The 19,357-nt window shown below is 69.9% G+C and carries 18 protein-coding genes and 2 pseudogenes; 4 read left to right on the top strand and 16 right to left on the bottom strand.

What is annotated here, in order from left to right:
• Positions 1-36 precede the first annotated feature (36 nt).
• Positions 37-1,200 carry an alcohol dehydrogenase gene (gene yqhD, locus ACQ86G_RS22165; protein WP_431257334.1) on the bottom strand — a complete coding sequence of 388 codons (1,164 nt, stop codon included), beginning with the start codon at positions 1,198-1,200 and terminating at the stop codon, positions 37-39.
• Between the two features lie 290 nt (positions 1,201-1,490).
• Between yqhD and ACQ86G_RS22160 the strand changes: the two genes are divergently transcribed.
• Positions 1,491-1,748 (top strand): MerR family transcriptional regulator, encoded by a 258-nt coding sequence (locus tag ACQ86G_RS22160; RefSeq protein WP_431257333.1) that lies wholly within the window; start codon positions 1,491-1,493, stop codon positions 1,746-1,748.
• Positions 1,749-1,896: 148 nt separating this feature from the next.
• On the top strand, positions 1,897-2,607 hold the full coding sequence (locus ACQ86G_RS22155) for a MoaF-related domain-containing protein (RefSeq protein WP_431257332.1): 711 nt from the start codon (positions 1,897-1,899) through the stop codon (positions 2,605-2,607).
• Positions 2,608-2,620: 13 nt separating this feature from the next.
• On the opposite strand, the gene ACQ86G_RS22150 is transcribed toward ACQ86G_RS22155, so the two are convergent.
• Positions 2,621-3,529 (bottom strand): LysR family transcriptional regulator, encoded by a 909-nt coding sequence (locus ACQ86G_RS22150; protein WP_431257331.1) that lies wholly within the window; start codon positions 3,527-3,529, stop codon positions 2,621-2,623.
• Entirely contained in the window at positions 3,526-3,873 is a 348-nt protein-coding gene (locus ACQ86G_RS22145; RefSeq protein WP_431257330.1) for a winged helix-turn-helix transcriptional regulator, read from the bottom strand. Before ACQ86G_RS22145 ends, ACQ86G_RS22150 begins: the two co-directional genes overlap by 4 nt.
• Positions 3,874-3,952: 79 nt before the next feature.
• Here ACQ86G_RS22145 and ACQ86G_RS22140 point away from each other — a divergent pair, with 79 nt between their 5' ends.
• The gene (locus tag ACQ86G_RS22140; protein WP_431257329.1) at positions 3,953-4,768 is read left to right on the top strand and encodes an SDR family NAD(P)-dependent oxidoreductase; all 816 of its coding nucleotides are present in this window, start codon (positions 3,953-3,955) and stop codon (positions 4,766-4,768) included.
• Positions 4,769-4,784: 16 nt separating this feature from the next.
• Here the strand turns inward: ACQ86G_RS22140 and ACQ86G_RS22135 are convergent, their stop codons facing one another.
• Positions 4,785-5,015, bottom strand: a complete 231-nt coding sequence (locus ACQ86G_RS22135) for a DUF2789 domain-containing protein (protein WP_431257328.1) — start codon at positions 5,013-5,015, stop codon at positions 4,785-4,787.
• 162 nt (positions 5,016-5,177) lie between these two features.
• On the opposite strand from ACQ86G_RS22135, the gene ACQ86G_RS22130 reads away from it, so the two are divergent.
• Positions 5,178-5,612, top strand: a complete 435-nt coding sequence (locus tag ACQ86G_RS22130) for a tetratricopeptide repeat protein (protein ID WP_431257327.1) — start codon at positions 5,178-5,180, stop codon at positions 5,610-5,612.
• 153 nt (positions 5,613-5,765) lie between these two features.
• On the opposite strand, the gene ACQ86G_RS22125 is transcribed toward ACQ86G_RS22130, so the two are convergent.
• From ACQ86G_RS22125 to ACQ86G_RS22070, 12 genes and pseudogenes are all read right to left on the bottom strand, one after another.
• Positions 5,766-6,623, bottom strand: a complete 858-nt coding sequence (locus ACQ86G_RS22125; RefSeq protein ID WP_431257326.1) for an ABC transporter substrate-binding protein — start codon at positions 6,621-6,623, stop codon at positions 5,766-5,768.
• Between the two features lie 18 nt (positions 6,624-6,641).
• Positions 6,642-7,628, bottom strand: a complete 987-nt coding sequence (locus tag ACQ86G_RS22120) for a zinc-binding dehydrogenase (RefSeq protein ID WP_431257325.1) — start codon at positions 7,626-7,628, stop codon at positions 6,642-6,644.
• A 13-nt stretch (positions 7,629-7,641) separates the two neighbouring features.
• Positions 7,642-9,012, bottom strand: coding sequence for an MmgE/PrpD family protein (locus ACQ86G_RS22115; RefSeq protein WP_431257324.1), 1,371 nt, complete (start codon positions 9,010-9,012; stop codon positions 7,642-7,644).
• A gap of 52 nt (positions 9,013-9,064) precedes the next feature.
• Complete coding sequence (locus ACQ86G_RS22110; protein WP_431257323.1) at positions 9,065-10,036, bottom strand: Bug family tripartite tricarboxylate transporter substrate binding protein; 972 nt, start codon at positions 10,034-10,036, stop codon at positions 9,065-9,067.
• A gap of 94 nt (positions 10,037-10,130) precedes the next feature.
• Positions 10,131-10,865, bottom strand: coding sequence for a GntR family transcriptional regulator (locus ACQ86G_RS22105; RefSeq protein ID WP_431257322.1), 735 nt, complete (start codon positions 10,863-10,865; stop codon positions 10,131-10,133).
• Positions 10,866-10,950: 85 nt separating this feature from the next.
• On the bottom strand, positions 10,951-11,844 hold the full coding sequence (locus ACQ86G_RS22100; RefSeq protein WP_431257321.1) for a transglutaminase-like domain-containing protein: 894 nt from the start codon (positions 11,842-11,844) through the stop codon (positions 10,951-10,953).
• A pseudogene (locus ACQ86G_RS22095) lies at positions 11,841-12,896 on the bottom strand (zinc-binding metallopeptidase family protein); the annotation flags it as partial. The pseudogene ACQ86G_RS22095 and the gene ACQ86G_RS22100, both read right to left, overlap by 4 nt.
• 87 nt (positions 12,897-12,983) lie before the next feature.
• A pseudogene (locus ACQ86G_RS22090) lies at positions 12,984-15,350 on the bottom strand (helicase C-terminal domain-containing protein); the annotation flags it as partial.
• A 41-nt stretch (positions 15,351-15,391) separates the two neighbouring features.
• Positions 15,392-16,684 carry a serine/threonine-protein kinase gene (locus ACQ86G_RS22085; RefSeq protein ID WP_431257320.1) on the bottom strand — a complete coding sequence of 431 codons (1,293 nt, stop codon included), beginning with the start codon at positions 16,682-16,684 and terminating at the stop codon, positions 15,392-15,394.
• The gene (locus ACQ86G_RS22080; RefSeq protein WP_431257319.1) at positions 16,681-17,649 is read right to left on the bottom strand and encodes a c-type heme family protein; all 969 of its coding nucleotides are present in this window, start codon (positions 17,647-17,649) and stop codon (positions 16,681-16,683) included. The genes ACQ86G_RS22085 and ACQ86G_RS22080 overlap by 4 nt, the downstream gene beginning before the upstream one ends.
• A 162-nt stretch (positions 17,650-17,811) precedes the next feature.
• Positions 17,812-18,534: an anti-sigma factor gene (locus ACQ86G_RS22075; RefSeq protein ID WP_431257318.1), complete on the bottom strand. Its 723-nt coding sequence runs from the start codon at positions 18,532-18,534 to the stop codon at positions 17,812-17,814.
• A gap of 92 nt (positions 18,535-18,626) precedes the next feature.
• A complete protein-coding gene (locus tag ACQ86G_RS22070) occupies positions 18,627-19,226 on the bottom strand; it encodes a sigma-70 family RNA polymerase sigma factor (protein ID WP_431257317.1) in 600 nt (199 codons plus the stop codon).
• Positions 19,227-19,357: the final 131 nt, after the last annotated feature.

The following is a 19,357-nucleotide window of genomic DNA, read 5'->3' as shown; positions in this document are numbered from 1 at the left end:
GGATCAGCGGTGGATCGGCAAGGACTCAGCGGAGGATCAACGGGCGGCTTCGAGGATCCGCTGGCTGTCCTCGATGCGGATGTCTTGGTGCTCGCCCAGCGCCGTGCCGCCGTGTTCCTTGAGCTTGGCGATCATCGCCGGGATCGAGCTGCCGTCCAGTCCGTAGGCCGACAGCCGCGTGCCGACGCCCAGCTGCTCGAAGAAGGCCCGCGTCGCGGCGATGGCGCCGTCGATGCGCTCCGCCTCGCTGCCGTCGCGCAGACCCCAGACGCGGTCCGCGTACTGCAGCAGCTTCGCGCGCTTCTGCTCCTTCTTGTATTCGAGCACCGACGGCAGCACGACCGCCAGCGTCTGCGCGTGGTCCAGGCCATGCATCGCGGTCAGCTCGTGGCCGATCATGTGCGTTGCCCAATCCTGCGGAACGCCGGCGCCGATGAGGCCGTTGAGCGCCTGCGTCGCGCTCCACATCACGTTGGCCCGGACGTCGTAGTTCTCCGGCTCGGCCAGCGCGCGCGGACCTTCCTCGATCAGCGTCAGCAGGATGCCTTCGGAGAAACGGTCCTGGATGCGACCTTCGGCCGGATAGGTCAGGTACTGCTCGACGGTGTGGACGAAGGCGTCGACGACGCCGTTGGCCACCTGGCGCGCGGGCAGGCTGTAGGTGGTCACCGGATCGAGCACCGCGAACACCGGGTAGGTGAAGGCCGAGAAGAACGGCAGCTTGTCACCGGTCGCCTGACGGCTGATGACGGCGCCGTTGTTGGACTCCGAGCCGGTGGCCGGCAGCGTCAGCACGACGCCCATCTTCACGGCGCCGGTGACCTTGGCGCCGCGGGTCAGCAGGATCTCCCACGGATCCTTGGCGGCGTCGTACTGCGCGGCTGCGGCGATGAACTTCGTGCCGTCCGCGACCGAGCCGCCGCCGACGGCCAGCAGGAAATCGACGTTCTCGGCCTTGACGACCTCGACGGCCTTCATCAGGGTCTCGAAGGTCGGGTTCGGCTCGATGCCGCCGAACTCGAACACCGTGCGGCCGGTCAGCGCTTCGCGGACCTGGTCGAGCACGCCGTTCTTCTTGATGCTGCCGCCGCCGTAGGTGATCAGGATGCGGGCGTCGGTGGGGATCTCGCCGGCGATCCCGGCGATCTGGCCCTTCCCGAAGAGGATCTTGGTGGGCGTGTTGAGGCTGAAGTTGTTCATGGCTTTCGGCTCCGCAGAGGGTGAACGGGGAATCGTGTCGATGGGACGGATTGTTCGCCGCCGGCCGGCCGCGGGCAACGCACGAAGCTGCCGGAGTTTTGCCCAATCCTGCCGGCGTGACGATGAATGGGCAAGCGATCGGGTGGCGACCGCACTTGCGGAACCCGCGTCTGAGTACCTGAGGACGGCCGTCATCACCGACCTTGTCCTACAAGGCTTCGGTCCGTTCTCCGGTCCCGGCGTGAACGCCCGGACCGTACCGTGGAGGCTCAGCATTCAGGAGCATCACCATGACCGCAGCCACCGCCCCGTTCTCGATGAGCCAGGCCGGCCACATCACCGGACTGCCGAAGAGCTACATCAAGGCGCTGATCTCCGACGACCTGCTGGCGCCCACCCGCGACATGCGCTTCACGTTCCAGGATCTGGTGCTGCTGCAGGCGGCGCGCCGGCTGCTTGACTCGGGCGTGCCTTCGTACAAGGTCGTCGCCGCGCTCGCGCATGTCCGCGAGAGCCTCGGGCCGATCGATCCGAAGCAGTTGAACTGATTCCTCGGCCCTGATCCGGCCGCCCTGAGCACGCGCGTTCGCTCGCGTCCAGCGCCATCGCCGCACAGGGCCTGCGCGGCCGCGTGGCTACTCTCGCAGCGCATCGATCCCTAGGATTTCCCGGTCATTCCACTACCGAGAAACGACCATGTTCCTGAGATCGATCCTGGCGGCCGTGGGGGCCGCCGTCTGCCTGACCCTGCAAGCCTGCGGCGGCGTCTCCGCCGCGGAAGTCCAACCCCAGGCGCAGGCCAGTTGCACGCCCCAGAGCTTCGAATCCTGGGTCGGCGGCGACAAGATCAACGTCGTCGACTTCACCGCCACGACCGGCGGCGCAGCCTCACCGTTCAGGTTCCGCCTGAAGATCAACACGCTCCAGGCCGCGCCCGGCGACGGCTATTTCGGCCCGATCACGACGGGGACGATGACGTTCTCGTATCCGCGCCAGAACAACCCCGAGGTCCCGTACAACGCCGCGACGCCGTTCCCGGCCAACTACATGCAGGGGCCGGCCTTCGGCGAGAAGGTGGTCTTCCAGGCGCGGGAGATCGCGTGCAACGTCTTCGAGCTCCACTGGAAGGAGGGCAACAAGGGCGACACCGTGACGCACGTCGAGGACTTCAACCGCCAGCAGCTCTGCACCAACATCACCAACATCAACCGCGTGCCGATCCCGGCGGCCTTCGATCCGTTCGACCTGACGAAGCAGATGAACAACCGCGAGCTCTTCCCCGCCGGCAGTCCGGTCGCCTCGGACCAGTTCCCGTTCTTCCCGCTGTGCGGCACGATGAGCCAGAGCCGTGAATCGGAGCGCGTCTGGGAGGACCGTCTGCACTACCTGGTGTACACGGCGCCCTGAACGGGCGGGCCGGTCAGTCCGGCGCCTCGAAGCGCTCGCGCATCTGGCGGAGTCCTTCCGACAGATGCGACAGGAAAGTCTGGACGCGCGGCGAGTGCCGCAGCGTGGGATGCGTGAGGATCCACAGGTCGGCCGACGCCTCCCGCGGGGCGTCGGCCACGCGCTTGAGCAAGGGCTGGCCCTCGCCCAGGAAACGCGGCAGCAGCGCCGCGCCCAGTCCGGTGCCCGCCATCGCCTGCATCGCGACGAAGGAGTCGACGCGCAGCACCGCGCGCTCGTCAGAGACGGCGCTCGCGAGCCACCGGCTGGCGGCGGCGCCGCTCAGGGAACCGTCGGGCCAGAGCCAGTCTGCGGCGGCCATCGTGGCGCCGATCGCGGCAGCGTCGTGCGATGGGGCCGACGCCGACGCCGACGCGACGTAGACCGCGAAATCCATCCGCAGCAACCTCATGCCGACCCAGGTCTCGGGCGGATGGGTCGATGGCCGCAAGGTCACGTCGGCGTCGCGCCGGTCGAGGTTGAGCGCGTTGTTGGTCACCAGCAGCTCGACCTGGATCTCGGGGAACTTCGCGCGGAACGACTGCAGCAACGCGGGCAGGACGCCGAAGGCCAGCGAGTCCGTGGTGGTGAACCGGACGGTGCCGGACAGCGCGGAGGCCTTGCCCTCGATGCTGCGCCGAGCATCGACGATGGCGGCGTCCATCGACTCTCCGGCCAGCGTGAGCGTGCGGCCCGCCTCGTTGGCGACGTAGCCCGTGGCCAGGCGGTCGAACAGCGGGGAGCCGATGTCCGCCTCGATCGCCGAGATCCTGCGCAGCACCGTGGCGTTGGAGACGCCGAGCGCCCGCGCCGCGGCGGCGGCCGATCCCTCGCGGGCCACGGCGACGACGAATCGGAGGTCGTTCCAGTCGAGGTCTTTCAATTCGGATGCCTCAGCGAGAAGCCCTTCGCCGCGCCGAGGATGGGCACCAGCTCTCTTCCCATCTCTGAAAGCCGGTACTCGACGCGCAGCGGCTTTTCGCCGAAATCGATACGCTCGATGAGGCGGTGGCCGGCCAGCTCGCGGAGCTGCTGCGTCAGGACCTTCTGCGAGATGCCCGCCAGGTCGCGCTTCAACTGCAGGGTGCGGATGGACGGATCCGCATACAACCTGAAGAGGATCAGCAGCTTCCATTGGCCCTGGATCATCCGGATCACGCGGATCACATGCGCGGCCGATCCCTCGGGACCGAGGCATGCCTCGCGCTGCTCGCGGGGGATAGGCACCGCAAGGTGCGTAATTGTCTGGCTCATGACCTCACTCTACGCTGTCACCACATCAGCAACTTGGAAGAGGTTCTCTCGCATGGATCTCAGATTGAAGGGCAGGAAAGCGCTCGTCACCGGCAGCAGCAAGGGAATCGGCGAAGCCATCGCCAGGAGGCTTGCGCGCGAGGGCGTGATCGTGATCGTGCATGGGCGCGACCGGCTCCTGGCAGCGAAGGTGGTGGACGAGGTCGTAGGCGGAGGCGGCAGGGCGCACGCGGTCGTCGGTGATCTCACGCGCGACGAGGACGTGCAACGCCTGGTCGACGACGCAGAGCAGTTCGCCGGTGCCATGGACATCGTGATCAACAACGCCGGCGGTTCAGGCGGATCGAACGAGAGCTGGGAGCAGTCCCGACCCGAGTCCTGGATGGCGGCCTATGACCGCAATGTGTTGAGCGCCGTGCGCGTGACGAAGCGACTGCTGCCGGGGATGCGAGAGGCGCGATGGGGCCGCGTGATCAACCTCTCGAGTCTTGCGGCAACGATGTCTCCGGCCGCGCGCGCGGACTATTCAGCGAGCAAGGCCGCCATCAACGCGTTGACCGCATCGATGGCGAAGGCGGTGGCCGGCGACGGCGTGACGGTGAACGCCGTCTCGCCCGGCACGATCCACAGCGCTGCGCTGGACACGGCATTCCGTCAAGCCGCCGCGGAGCGTGGATTGGCCGAGCCGGAGGCACCCTGGCCCGATGTCGAACGGGTGGCTTTGCCGATCTTCGCGCAGGTGCCCGTCGGCCGTGTGGGACGGCTGGAGGAAATCGCGGACACGATTGCCTTCCTTGCCAGTCCGCTGGCCGGGTACATCACCGGTATCAATCTCCGGGTCGACGGAGGAATGTCGCCGAGCTTGTAGACGCTCAGCGATTCGATCAGTGCAGCGCCACGTTCAGCTGATCAACCACCTCGGCCCAGTCTGCATCCTGCAACAGCAGCTCCTTCAGCAGGCGCGACTGCTGCTCGGTCCAGAACGGCGCCTCGGTGATCTTCACGTCGCCCGGCAGCGGGCGGTGCACGGAGATGAACTCGCGGATCTCCGCCTCGGAGGAGGGCAGGCCGAGTTGGTCGAACAACTCGTGGAACTGGTGGTTGGTGGCTTCCATGGTGCTTCCTTCAGAAAATTCGCCCACGTTTGAGGTTAACGTCTGCCTCCTTTCGGCGGTGTAGGACAGTCGTCCATCCTGCGGTGCACGGCGGCAGCTGGGGCAGGCGACCGCCACCGGAAGCGAGCGAACAGATAACACGAGCAATGGAAGACGAGGGAAATGATGGAAATGACCGATGAGCTCTATGCTCGGATTACCGCGCTCTGCGCTGAAGGCGATGCGCTGGCCGAGGAGGATGACGGCCTTGCCGACGCGAAGCTGAAGTTCGAAGAAGCACTCCAGCTCATGCCCGGTGATCCGCTGGATTGGGAGATGGGGACCTGGATCTTCTGCGCTCTGGGAGACATGGCCTATCTCAGCGGCGACCTGGCGGTGGCCCACGAACATTTCAATTCGGCGGTGCGTGGGCCCGGTGGCTTGGGGCAGCCCTTCATCCATTTGCGGCTCGGAGAAATCGCCTTCGAAGACGGCCGGATGGACCGGGCTGCCGATGAGCTCACCCGGGCCTACATGGGCGCCGGGCTGGAGGTCTTCGAACTGGAAGACCCGAAATACCTAGCGTTTCTGCGGACCAAAATCCATATGGATGAATGACCGCAGAGATATAGCTGAAGTTTTTCTGTCGCTGAGTTCATGGTCACTCCAGATTTCAGGAAGGTTCTGTTCCGATGGCGGAACTTCGTTGGCGCTGGCCCCGTGGATGACCCGCAGTTCCTCGATCTGGACGCATGAGCCGAGGCTACATCTTCATTTCCGAGCCGGCGGCGCCACGAGTGCCCCCTCGATCCCGTGCCGCCGCAGCGCCTCGGCGACGAAGCCCGAGGCCTTCATCTCCTCGACGAATCCGCTGAGCCAGCGCTGCGCCGCGACGCGCCCCTTGGGCACGCCCATCGCCTGTTCGATCACCATGAAGCGGCCCGGCAGCAGGCGCACGCCGCCCACCCGGCGCGCATCGGCTTCCAGCTGCTGACGCACGCCGGCGGCGACGTCGAGCTGGTCGGCGAGGAACATGTCGGTCACTGCCGGCGACGTCGGCGCGCGCACCAGCGTCGCGGACTTGATCTCGCGGGTCAGGTACAGGTCGTAGGCGCTGCCGCGTCCGACGACGATGGTCGTGCCCGTGCGGTCGACGTCCTCGTTGCGCCGCTGCGGCGCGTCGTTGCGGACCAGGTAGGCGCCTTCGATGATCACGTAGGGCGCCGTGTAGTCGGTGTCGGCACCGCGCAGCGGATCGATCGCGACGAAGGCCAGGTCGACCTGCTTCTCCTTGATCGCTTCGACGACCTTGCCTGCCGCGTTGAAGGCCATGAGCTCGATGCCCACGCCCAATCGCCGCGCCGCCTCGCGCGCGAGGTCGACCGACACGCCGCGCAACTCGCCGTCGGCGCCGCGGCTGGCCAGGATGGGATTGCCGAGGTTGATCGCGGCGCGCAGCTTGCCGGTGCCGCTCAACTCGGCGGCCGCGGCCCGGGCATCGGCCGGGCCTGCCGTGCCGGCCGATCCGATGCCGGACCCGCCACTGGCGCCGGCCGTCGGCGATGCGCAGGCATTCAGCAACAGGGAAGCGGCGCCCGCCGCACAGAGTTCACGACGTTGAACGTTCATGTCGATGTCCTTGGTGAATCAGTCCACGCTACCCGCCAGCACGATCTTGCCCAGGTGCTCGCCCTGTTCCATCGCCGCCTTGGCCTGCGCCAGCTCCTCGAAGCGGCACACGCGGTCGACCACGGGCCGCAGGCGGCCGGCGGCAAACAGGGGCAACCAGTCGGCCCGGAAGCCTGGCACCGGTTCCGCGCGCTGCTGCGGTGAGCGGAGCTTGTTCGAGACGCCGAACAGATGGAGGCGCCGCGCGTGCAGCGCTTCCAGGTCGAGCTCGGCCTTGAGCACGCCGTCCACGTAGCCCACCATCGCCAGCCGTCCCTGGAAGCCCAGCGACCGCACGCACTCGGAGAACACGGTGCCGCCGACGGTGTCGATGGCCAGGTCCGCGCCGCGACCGTCGGTGGCCTCGCGCACCGCGGCCGCGAAGTCGGGCGAGCGGGTCTCGAGGCCGAGGTCCAAGCCCAATGTCTTCAGCCGCTCGAGCTTGGTCGCGCTGCCGGACGTGGCGATCACGCGCGCGCCCATCGCCTTGGCCGCCGACAGCGCGGCCACGCCGACGCCGGAGCTGCCGCCCGCCACGAGCAGGGTCTCGCCCGCCTTCAGACGGCCCTGGATCACCAGCATGTCGTAGACGACCAGGAAGGCCAGCGGGATCGCGCCTGCCTCGGTCCAGTCGAGCGCTTCGGGCACGTGCAGCGCTTCCGCCTCGCTGATCAGCGCGAAGTCGGCGAAGCCGCCGGCGCAGCGGCCCATCGCGCGGTCGCCGACGCGCCAGCCTTGCACGCCGTCGCCGACCTCGACCACCTCGCCGGCCGCCTCCGCGCCCACCGGCTTGGGCGCGCCACCGGCGCCATGGAGGCCGTGACCGGCCAGGAACTCGCCGCGGTTCAGACCGGCCGCGCGAACGCGGACCAGCAGTTGACCGGAACCGGGGGAAGGGCGGGGCAGGTCGTCGCGGAGCAGCAGCTCCACATGACCGTCCCGATGCTGGAGGGTGTAGCCGCGCATGGTGCGATCGCTCTCAGGGCCGCGCCAGCGCGGTCAGCTCGCGCACGTCGGCCAGTTCGCCGAGCTTCCAGCAGGCCGCGATCAGCGCATCGCTGCGCGTGGCGCCGATGACGACGTCGGACTGCGAATGGAACTTCGCCTCCAGCGCCGCGTCGCTCATCGGCTTGTGCAGCGAGCCGATCGCGTGCTCGACGAACACGTGGACACGACGGCCGTCGCGCAGCACGGCGGTCATGTCGACGGAAGCCTCGTCGATGCCGTCGTCCACCGTCGCGACGACCTTGCGGCGCAGCGCCACGACGTCCTCGTGGTTGACGATCGCGTCGTCGTACTCGGGCTCGCCGGCGCGGCCGAAGATCAGCCCGGCCGACACGCCGTGATAGACGCTGAACTTGCCCTGCAGGCCGTCCGCTGGCTCCTTCTTGCCGGTGAGTTCCAGCACCAGCGAATGCACCTTGAGCTCGATGCGCTCGACGTCCTCGGGCCTCACGCCTTGCTCGCGCAGCTGCACGGCGGCGTCGATGCTCGGATGGATGACGATGCCGCAGGCGAAGGGCTTGTAGGTGTTGAAGGAGATCTCGAAGCGCTCGCCGAGCTCGTCCGTGGCCTCGTTCCAGGCGTACTTCGTCGAGACCACCTGCGCGAAGCCGCGCGGCGCTTCCAGCGCGCGCGGGCTGGCGGTGTAGCCGTGCTTCGCGAGCAGCGCCGACAGCAGACCGGCGCGCGCCGCGCCGCCCGGGTGGAAGGGCTTGGTCATCGTGCCGAACTGTTCGCGCAGGCCCACGGGTTGCGAGGCGGCGATGCCCAGCGCCATCTGGGTCCGGCGCTCGTCCAGGGCCAGCAGCCGCGCGCAGGCCGCCGCGGCGCCCAGCGTGCCGGTGGAGCCGGTGATGTGCCAGCCGCGGTCGTAGTGCTCCGGGTAGACCAGGTTGCCCATGCGGCAGGACACGTCGATGCCCAGCACCAACGCGTCGATGAGCTGCCGGCCGGACAGGCCCAGGTGCTCGGCCAGCGCCAGCGCGGCGGAAGCCACCGGACCGGCCGGATGGATGATGGTCTTCAGGTGCGTGTCGTCGAAGTCGAAGGTGTGCGAGCTGATGCCGTTGAGCAGCGCGGCGCCGGCCATGTCGACCTTCTCGGCGCGGCCGAGGACGCTGGCCTGCGCGGACGGTTCCAGCATCTGCACGGCGGACAGCGCCGCATGCATCGCCTCGTGACCGGCGGCGCCGACGGCGCAGCCGGCCCAGTTCATGAAGGTGCGATGGGCCTCGTGGTCCACCGCGTCGCTCCAGCCGCGCGACGGATGCGTGGCCACGTAGCGGGCGAGGATCTGGGTGATGGGCGGGGCGTTGTGGTCAGCGACGACCTGGGTGTTGCGTGCCATGGGGTTCTCTCGTTCTTCAGTCGTGTCTGCAGTGGTCTGTCCGGTCGGCCGCTCAGTCGTCGACCTGGATCTTGCGGTCGCGCGCCAGCGCGGTCCAACGGGCCACCTCGGCCTGGATGTGATGCCCGAACTGCTCGGGGCTCATGGCGGTCGGATCGACGGCTTCTCCAGCCAGCTTCTCGCGCATGTCCGGCGCCGTGAGGATGGTGTTGAGCGTGGTGTTGAGCTGCTTGACGACGGCCGGCGGGATGCCCGCCGGACCGACGACGCCGTACCACTGCATCGCGTCGAAGCCCTTGAAGCCGGCCTCGATCAGCGTGGGCACGTCCTTGAGCGTCGGGTTCCGCGCGGTGCCGGTGACCGCCAGCGGCTTCACGCGGCCGGAGCGGATGTGCGGCAGCGCCGCGGCCAGTCCGGGGAACATCGCCTGCGTCTGGCCGCCCATCAGGTCGGTGAAGGCCGGCGCGATGCCGCGGTACGGCACGTGCAGCATGAAGACCCCGGACTGCTGCTTGAACAGCTCCATCACCAGCTGCGTCAGCGAGCCCACGCCGGAGGAGCCGTAGCTCAGCTTGCCGGGGTTCTTGCGGCAGTACTCGATGAAGCCCTTGAGGTCGTTGACCGGCACCGAGGTGTTGACCACCAGCACGTTGGGCGTGCCGCCGATCATGCCGATGGGGCTGAAGTCCTTGACCGCGTCGTAGGGCAGCTTGCGCGTGGCCGGGCTGGTGCCGTGCGTGGCCACGTAGCCCTGCATGAGGGTGTAGCCGTCGGCGGGCGCCTTGGCGGTGGCCTGCGTGGCGATCACGCCGCCGCCGCCCATGTTGTCGACCACGAAGGTCTGGTTGAGCGCATGGCCCCAGCGCTCGCAGACCGCGCGGCCGATGAAGTCGCTGCCGCCGCCCGCCGCGACGGGCACGATGTAGCGGATCGGCTTGCTGGGGAAAGCGTCCGCCGCCCAGGCGCGTCGTGCGGCGAGCAGCAACGCGGGAGCGGCGATCAGCACGGATCGTCGGTTCGTCATGGATTTGTCTCCGGATGAAGCGGGGCTCTTGTGATGGCCCTCGTTCTTGCTTTGGTGGGGTGTGCGCCGGCGTTCCCCGGGTCCCGGGCCTAGCTCATGCCATCGCCCAGGCGATCGCCCGGGTGGTCGCCGTCGTTCTTTCCTCCGTCTCCAGCAGCCGGCCGTGCGCCGCGTTGACGTGGTGTTCCTGCAGGCGCTGGCACAGCGCGGCGTCGCCGTCGTCCAGCGCCGCGACGATCTGGTCGTGCTCCTGGATCGAGACCTTCATGCCCACGTCGCGCGACAGGTTCCGCAGCCGCGACAGGTGCAGCTGCTGGACGATGCCCTGGTAGGTGCGCGTCAGCGGCTCGTTGTCGGTGGCCTCGACGATGGCCCAGTGGAAGGCGAGGTTGGCGGCGTAATAGGCCTGCACGTCGCGGCGGCGGGCATTGGCCTTCATCTCACGGCCCAACGTCACGAGGCGCTTCACGAGCGCATCGCGCCGCGGGCGGTCGAGGGCGGCGGCGCGTCGCCCGGCGTGGCCGTCGAGCAGGCTGCGCAGTTCGTAGAGGCTGGCGACTTCCTTGGGATCGAGCACGCGCACGAAGACGCCGGCGTGCTTGCGCGCGGCGACCAGGCCGGTGCTCTCGAGCTCGCGCAGCGCCTCGCGCACGGGGACGCGGGAGACGCGCAGGCGGGCGGCGACATCGGGCTCGTTGATGCGCTGTCCCGGCGGCAGGTCGCCGCGCAGGATCGCGTTCAGCACCTCGTCACGGACGAGCTTGGCGAGCGACGTGTCCCGCACATCGGCGAGCAGGTCGGGGGAGGTGTCGTTGATCCAGGGAAGCATTCGTCTATCGTATACGATCAGACGAAAGCGGCAAGGCCGGAAGCCCGGCCTTTACCGTCATGGTGCGAACTGCGGTGGGCGGTGCTCAGGCCGCGACCGGCGCGAGGTTATACCCCGCCGAATCGCCATCGGTGGACAGGGCGAGGCCCACGTCGACGGGCAGCTGCAGCCCGGACCCGCCGCAGGCCGTCGCCCGCACCAGCGGCGCGAACGGCGCCTGGACCTGGCCGAACAGGGTCGCGAACGGCACGTCCGCCGCGTCCCGCCCGGTGCCGATGCGCACGAAGCCCATCGGGATGCCGGTCCCCGACGCATCGAAGGTGTACCAGCGCCGACCGAGGTAGACCTCGACATAGGCGTGGAAGTCGGGCGCCTTGGTCGGGTCGGCGCCGTAGTCGGTGCCGGTCACGTAGCGCGCGGGCATCGACAAGGCCCGGCACAGCGCGATCATCACGTGCGCCTGGTCGCGGCAGACGCCGACGCGGTCCGTCAGGGTGTCGAGCGCCGAGGTCTGCGTCGTCGATCCGAAGGCGGAGTAGGCGATGTGCCGCTGCACCCAGCGCGCGATCGCCGCGGCACGGGCGTAGCCCGGCGGCAGATGGCCGAACTCGGCATCGGCCCATTGGACGAGCCGGTCGGATTCGCAGTACCGGCTCGGCGCCAGGTAGCACAGGCACTCGCTGGGCAGTTCGTCGACCGGCGTTTCCTCGATCGAGACCGGATCGCCGATGCGGTGGTCGATCGTCACGCTCGCGGTATAGGTCAGGTGGAAGTTCCCCTGCGGTGCGCGCACGCGCAGCAGCCGGTTGCGGCTGCCGGCGAGGGTGTCCGAGCGCCACGGGACCTCCGGCGTCAGGACGACCTGTTCCTGCAGCACGCGCTGCGCCGCCGTCTGTGCCGGCTGGATGTTGAACACGAAATCGCCGGTGGGCGAGTCGATGCGGTAGTCCAGTTCGAAGTGGAGATCGAGGCGAATCATGAGGTCCTGCCGTTCTCGACGACGCAATGAATGAAGTGCAGCTTGGGGACGACCCGGCGCTGCAGGACGAAGGGATAGAAGTCGGGCTGGCCCATCGCGCGGGACATCTCGTTCATCACGCTGGTGATGGCGAGCCAGTCGCGCAGCAGGCGCAGGAAGTCGGGGCCGCTGGCGTGGGCCGGCGACCAGAGGTCGTCGGGTCCATAGGGCAGGGGCCGTGCCTCGTCGACGGTGCTGAGCAGCTTGAAGCTGCCGGCGGTGTCGATGGTGTCGCGCAGGTGCAGGTAGTGCGCCCAGGTCTCCGCCCAGTCCTCCCAGGGATGCGCGCTGGCGTACGACGTGATGAAGCGCTGCGGCCAGTGCGGCGGCGGGCCGGCGGCGTGATGGCGTTGGAGCGCGCCGGCGTAGTCGAGGCGCTCGTCGCCGAACAGCGCGCGGAATGGCTCGTGCCAGGTCGTGCCGGCGACCAGCCGGTCCCAGTAGTAATGACCGATCTCGTGGCGGAAATGCCCGAGCAGCGTCCGGTAGGACTCGCCCATGCGCTGCCGGGCGGCCTCGCGCTTGGCGTCGTCCGCTTCCTCGATGTTGATGGTGATCACGCCCCAGGCGTGTCCCGTCATCACGCGCGGCTGGCCGGGCAGCGTGCGCAGGAAGTCGAAGGCCAGGCCGCGGTCGCCGGCCTCCGATTTCGGCGCGACCGGCAGCTGCAGGCCGAGCAGTTGCGAGACCAGACGCCGCTTGGCGCGTTCCAGGCGGCCCCAGAGTTCGGCGTTGATCGGGTCCGATAGATCGGGAATGGTGCGGTTGAGCGCACAGGCGACGCACAGCGGACCGCAACGGCGGTCATCGAGCGGGAGCAGCCAGTTGCAGCCGGCGGCGGTGTGGAAGTTCGCGCAGCGGGTGAAGAGGCCGTCGACGCCGGCGATGCGCCAGGTCGCGGTGGCGGGACCGGGCAGCAGCGCGTGCAGCGTCAGGTCGTCCGGCAGGAAGCCGAGCGGCGCCGCGCAGGCCAGGCAGGCGCTGTTGCGGAAGTAGAGGCGGTGGCCACAGGTGCAGCGATAGACGCGGGGAGAGGTCATGGTCAAGGCTCCCTTGGCAAGCATGGGGCCCGACCGGGGCGCGCTAGTGAGGGGTGGCGCCCACCACGCCGGCAGCAGCCGCTGCACCTCGGCGCGGGCGAACCGGTCGTCGATCAGATGGACGACACCGCGGTCCTCGGTGGTGCGGATTACCCGCCCCGCCGCCTGCACGACTTTCTGCAAACCCGGGTAGAGGTAGGTGTAGTCGTAACCCGCGCCGAAGAGCTGGTCCATGCGCGCCCGGATCTGCTCGTTGACCGCGTTGACCTGCGGCAGCCCGAGCGTGGAGAGGAAGGCGCCGATGAGGCGCCTTCCCGGCAGGTCGACGCCTTCCGCGAACGCGCCGCCCAACACCGCGAACCCCACACCCTGGCCGTCGACGGTGAAGCGGTCGAGGAACTGGCGCTGCTCGCCTTCGCTCATGCGGCGCGACTGGCGCCATTGCGGGACGTCGGGATGCCGCTCGGCCAGCAGCGCCGCCACCTGCTCCAGGTAGTCGTAGCTGCTGAGGAAGGCCAGGTAGTTGCCCGGCGCCCGGCCGTACTGCGCGGCGATCAGGTCGGCGATCGGCTGCAGCGAGGCGTGCCGGTGCTGGTAACGCGTCGAGATGTGCGACGCCACATGCACCTGCAGCTGGCTGGCGTCGAAGGGCGAGGGCACCTCGACGCTCGCGTGGTTCTCGGGCAGTCCCAGCAGGTCCGCGTGGAAGGCTTGCGGCTGCAGCGTCGCCGAGAACAGCGTGCTCGTCTGCGCCGCCGCGAGCCGTGGACGCAGGAACGGCGCGGGGACGATGTTGCGGATGCAGAGGACGGGCAGGCCCGGCTTGGCGTGGAAGCCCTCCGGCTTCTGCACGTCCACCAGCGAGTGCGGCCCGAAGGACTCCACCGCGCGCGTCATGTGCATCGCCTCGAAGTGGAAGTCGAGCAGCGCCTCGTCAGCCTCGTCGGGGTGGGCGGCGAGGTGTTCGGCGACCACGCCGATGCCGTGCTGCAGCGCGCTCAGCAGGGACTCGGGGAACTGCTCGTACGCCGCGTAGGGTTCGGCCTGCGCCTTGTCGATCGCCCGCCAGCTCCGGCGCACCTTGTCCAGGGCCTGGCGCACGAGCGGCGAGGCCGAGGCGCCCGCCGAGTGCCGCGCCTGGTAGAGCCGCTCCGGCGACAGCGTCGCGCTGAACATCTTGCGGCCGCGCTCGACGAGGTTGTGCGCCTCGTCGACGAGCAGCCCGATGCGCCACTGGTTCACCTGCGTCAGCCCGTGCAGCAGGGCACCGTGGTCGAAGTAGTAGTTGTAGTCCCCGACCACCACGTCGGCCCAGCGGGCCAGTTCCTGGCTCAGGTAGTACGGGCAGACCGCGTGGGCCAGCGCGGCGTCGCGCACGGCGGCGCGGGTCAGGGCGATGCCCGCGTCTGTGTCCGCGGCTGTGTTCGCGCTGGCACCCGTTCCGACGTCCTGCCCGATGCGCAGGGCCGCCGCCCGCGCGGCGGGCAGGCGGTCGTAGAAGCCCTCGGCCAACGGACAGGACTCGCCGTTGCAGGCCTTGTCCGGATGCTCGCAGGCCTTGTCGCGGGCGACGAGTTCCAGCACGCGCAGCGGCACGACGCGCTTCGTCGACGGGGAGACACCGACGCCGCCGGAAGCGTCGACGACACCGCCGCGGTCGTCGACCAGCCGCTCGATCGCATCCAGCGCCGTCTGCCGGCCCGAGGTCTTGGCCGCCAGGAAGAAGACCTTGTCCAGGCGTTGTCCGGGCGCGGCCTTCAGCAACGGGAAGATCGTGCCCATCGTCTTGCCGATGCCGGTGGGCGCCTGCGCGAGCAGGCAGCGGCCCGAGGCGGCCGCGCGGTACACCGCCTCGGCGAGCGGCCGCTGTCCGACACGGAAATCGCCGAAGGGAAAGCTCAGCGCCTGCAACGCCGCATCGCGCCGCTCCCGGTGATCCAGTCCGAGCGCGGCCCAGGCGAGGAATCGCTCGCACAGCGATTCGAAGTGCGTGCGCAGTTCCGCCGCCGTGCAGCGTTCGGTCAGGACCGTTTCCTCCTGGTTGCCGAGGTCCAGGTAGACCAGCGCGACCTCGATGTCGGGCAGGTGCTCGGCCTGGCACAGCAGCCAGGCGTAGACCTTGGCCTGGGCCCAATGGAGCCGTCGATGCGTGGGGCGCTGCCGATCGAGGCTGCCGCGGAAGGTCTTGATCTCCTCGAGGCGCCGCCGCGCCGGATCGAAGCCGTCGGCGCGTCCGCGCACGCGCAGGTCGCCGAATTCGCCGCTGAGCGTCACTTCCCGCCGGTAGTCCGGCCCGCGGCGCTCATGGACGAGCGCGTGGCCGGCGATGCCTTCCTGCGCGGTCGGCGCGGGCGTGAAGCGCAGGTCCAGATCGCCTTCCTTGGCAGTGAACTCGCAGAGTTCGCGGACGGCGACGGTGTAGGGCACGACAGGGGTCAGGTTTCATGACTGATGTTATATACAGTATCTCAGACTCCTGGCGCCTTGTTGGCCGCGGCGACCAGTGCGTCCGTCGCGGCGAGGAACTGCGCCCGTTCCGGCTCGTCGGCGAGATGGCGCGCCAGGGAACGGGACAGGGTGTCGATGTCGCCGCCGCCGTGGCGCGCCAGATCGCGTGACACGAGGTGCCTGGCCAGCGGCCCGATGTGGGAGGCGAGCGCGCGCTCGATCTGGGCGATCAGGGTGGCATCCAGTCCGCCCGCCGTCCTCGTGCCGGTGCGGCTGCCGGCGGCGGTTCCGCTGCCTGCTGCCGTCCTGGAACCCGTCCCGGAACCCGAGCCTGTGCCGGCACCGGTTCCCGCCCCTGTTCCGCCCCCGACCGGCAGGGTCGGCTCGAAGGTGCCGTCGCCGGGAACTTCCCGCGCGATGGCGGCCAGCGCGGCGCGCATGGCCGTCGCATCGGGGAAACGCTCGCCAGGGTCGCGGGCCATCGCGCGACGCACGAGGGCGTCGAGCGCCGCCGGCAGCTCGCCGGGCCGTAGCGACGTCGGTGCCGGCGGCGCCTGGTGCAGCGTCTGGTACATCACCGCCTCGAGCGCGCCGCTGAAGGGCATGCGGCCGGTCGCCAGGCGGTACAGCAGCACGCCGCAGGCGAAGAGGTCGGCGCGATGGTCGATGGCCCCGCCGAGGATCTGCTCCGGCGCCATGTAGCCCGGCGTGCCGATCTGCGACGCGGCCTGCGTGAGGTGGTGGTCGGCGATCCGCGCGATGCCGAAGTCCGTCAGCTTCACGCGGCCGTCGCGCGTGACGAGCAGGTTGCCGGGCTTGATGTCGCGGTGCCAGACGCCCTGGGCGTGCGCGCTGGCCAGCGCGTCCAGCAACTGGTCCATGACGCCCAGCGACCACGCCAGCGGCGGTGTCGGCATCTCGCGCCTGAGGATCTGGTCCAGCCCGCGGCCGTCGACCAGCTCCATGACGAGGAAGGCGTAGCCCTTCAGGCCGTCCGCGCTCGTCACTTCGCCGAAGTCGTGGATGGTCACCACGCCCGGATGGGCGATGCGCCCGACCGCGCGCGCCTCGTTGCGGAAGCGCGCCGAGGTCGAGTCTTCGCGGGCCGCCTCCTCGGCGTCCTCCACCTGGCGCCGGATCAGCTTGATGGCCACCTCGCGCTGGATGTGCGGATCGAACGCGCGGTACACGACGCCCATCGCCCCTTCGCCGAGCTTGCCCCGCACGAGGTACTTGCCGATGTGCGGCGTGGCGCGCGCCGCCTTGCCGCCGGTGCCGGTGCCGGTGCCGGAACCCGGGTCGCTGCCGCTCATGTCCCGCTCTCCAGCATCGCCATGGCCTGGTCCAGGCTGCGGCGCATGCGTCCGAACGATGCGGCCAGCACGCCGATCTCGTCGCCCGGGCGGACCTCGAAGGCCGGTGCGTCCTCGCCCAGCGAGACCCGGTCGGCGATGCGCGCCAGGCCCGTCACCGGCCGGATCACCAGCGACCACAGCATCAGGTTGAGCGCGGCGCCCATGACCAGGAAGGTCGCCGTCAGCGCGCCCATCACCAGCCAGAAGGTCTGCGCCGCCTGCTTCAGCGGCAGCGCCATGGGCACGGTGACGACCTCGGCGCCGAGCGTCTCGTTCAGCCGCCAGCCGAAGCCGTTGGACGGGCCGTACCTCGCGACCAGCGTGGCCGGCGCGGTCTGCGGCGACGCATGGCAGCCCAGGCAGGCCGCGTTGGTGATCCGGATCGGTCGCGCGATGTAGAGCGCCTCGCCGCCCGGCGTCTCGCGACGGCCGACGAACTCCGTCAGCGCGGGCCGGCGCGCGAACTGCGAGATCACGTCCTCCTCCCAGCTCACCGCGCGGTTGCGCGGGTTGGTGGGATTGAGCATGGCCGCCTTGTAGCCGTAGTCCTCGTACGCCTTGGAGAGCGTGGCCAGCACCTCGTGCGCGGAGAAGGCGGGCACCGACTCGGGCACGAAGCGCTCGCGCAGGTGGTCCTCCAGCAGCGGGCGGATGTGGTCCGCGGTGTAGGTGCTGACGGCTCCGGCGCTGCGCATCAGCAGCCGGGCGCGGTCGGTCACCTGCTCCTGCGCGCTGGCCTGCAGCCAGTGGCGCGCCAGCACCGCGGTGCCGGCCAGACCGACGATGAACACGGCCAGGAAGATCACGTTGAACTTGACCAGCAGGCTCAGCGAACGCAGGCGGTGGAGGAACCGGGCGGCGGGCGTGGCGCCCGGGACGGGGCGGGTGCCGGTCCGTCCGGCGGCAGTGGGAGTGCGGCTCATGGATCCATCTACGGAAACGGCCGTCACCCGGATGCGGGCGAAGGCGGGAATTTCTTTCACGGCGGCGGATCGTCCGGATCTGCCCCGCGCCGCCGCCGCCGCCGCGCGCCGTCGATGCGGCGCCGCGGCGATATGGCGTCGCGGCGATGACGGGTCAGCCCGTCACCAGACCTTCACGCAGTCGCCTTCCCAGACGAAGGGCGTGAGCGGCGCGCCCGGCGCGGTGGCCGCAGGTTCGATGGTGACCGCGAGCCGGCGCACCGACTTGAAGAGCTTCTCCGACGTGTCGGCCATGGGCGCCTGCGCCGTGTCCTTGGCCGGCAGAGTCGCCAGCAGGAAGGGGGCGCCGTGGTCCGGCAGCGCCCACAGCCGCGCGACCTGACCCTCGGGCAAGGCCAGCGGCTGCAGCAGGCGCAGCGTCATCAGCCTGCCGTGGCGGCGGGAACTCGCGACCAGCGTCGGTTGTCCCTGGGCATCGTGCAGCAGGCCGACGTAGCTCGCGGGCGTGGCCTGGTCGGCCTGGATGCTTTCCATCCACGTCGGGGAGCTGCGCAGCACGGCCACGCAGGCCAGCGCGCCGGCGAGGGCACCGACGACGGCCCAGCCGGAGACGGCGGCCGCGCCGCGGGCACCGCCGGGCACCAGCCAGCGCCACCAGCCGCCGTGGGCCTGTCGTGACCCCGCTGACCCTATTGAGCCCGCTGACCCCGTTGAGCCAGCCGCGGCCGCGGCGTCGGTCCGCTGCCGTTCATCCGGGAACAGGCGGCGCTGGATGCCGGGCCAGTTGCCCAGCGGCGGTGCGACCGGCGGCGTGGCGGCTTCCAGCGCCGACAGGCGTTGCTGCCAGATCTGCGCGGACAGGCGCACGGCGGCCGAGTCGCGCATCAGGGATTCGAAGCGGCGGCGGGCGCCGCCCGCCAGCGTGCCCAGCGCGTATTCTCAGGCGAGGGCGTCGAGGCGTTCGGGGCGGAGGTAGTTCATGTGCGCACCGCCGCGCCGTCCAGGCAGGACTTCAGCTGGTCGAGTCCGCGGCGGACCCAGCTCTTCACCGTGCCCAGCGGGGACCGCAACATCTCGGCGATCTCCGTGTGCACCATGCCGCGGTAGTAGGCCAGCGCCAGGGCCTGCCGCTGGGCCGGCGGCAGCGCGTGCATGCACTGGTCGATGCGGGCCTTCGTCAGGCTCTCGTCGAGCAGGGCGTGCGGGTCGCCGCTGGCGTCGGCGGGGACGTCCATCGCCTCGTCGTCCAGTGCGACGGTGCTGTCGCGTTCGTTGCGGCCGGCGCGCAGCGCGTCGATCGCACGGTTGCGGACGATGTTGATCATCCAGGTCATCGGCGTCGCGGCGTCGGGCTGGTAGCTCGCGGCCTTCTGCCAGATGCTGACGTAGGCCTCCTGCAGCACCTCGTCGGCGCGGCCCTCGTCGCGCAGCACGCGCAGCGAGATCGAGAACAGGTGGGACGAGGTGGCGCGGTACAGGCGTTCGAAGGCGCCGCGGTCGCGCAGGGCGACGCGGGCCATCAGCTGGCGCAGGGGATCGGCGGTCTCGGGCGAGGAGGCTTCGGCGCTGGCGTTCATGGTTCCTGGATCAGGACGCCGGGACGGCGGACCGCGGCGAGCTCCTCGCGGACAACGCGGGAACTGCGGCGGCCCGACTTCCGCGGACGACGAGGTCACGTCCCTGCCGGAAGGCGGGACGACGGGCTGGG

The sequence above is a fragment of the Roseateles chitinivorans genome (assembly GCF_050632145.1).
GTDB lineage: Bacteria > Pseudomonadota > Gammaproteobacteria > Burkholderiales > Burkholderiaceae_C > Roseateles > Roseateles chitinivorans_B.
The sequence above is the reverse complement of the archived record's forward strand: the minus strand, read 5'-3'. Positions and strand labels throughout refer to the sequence as shown.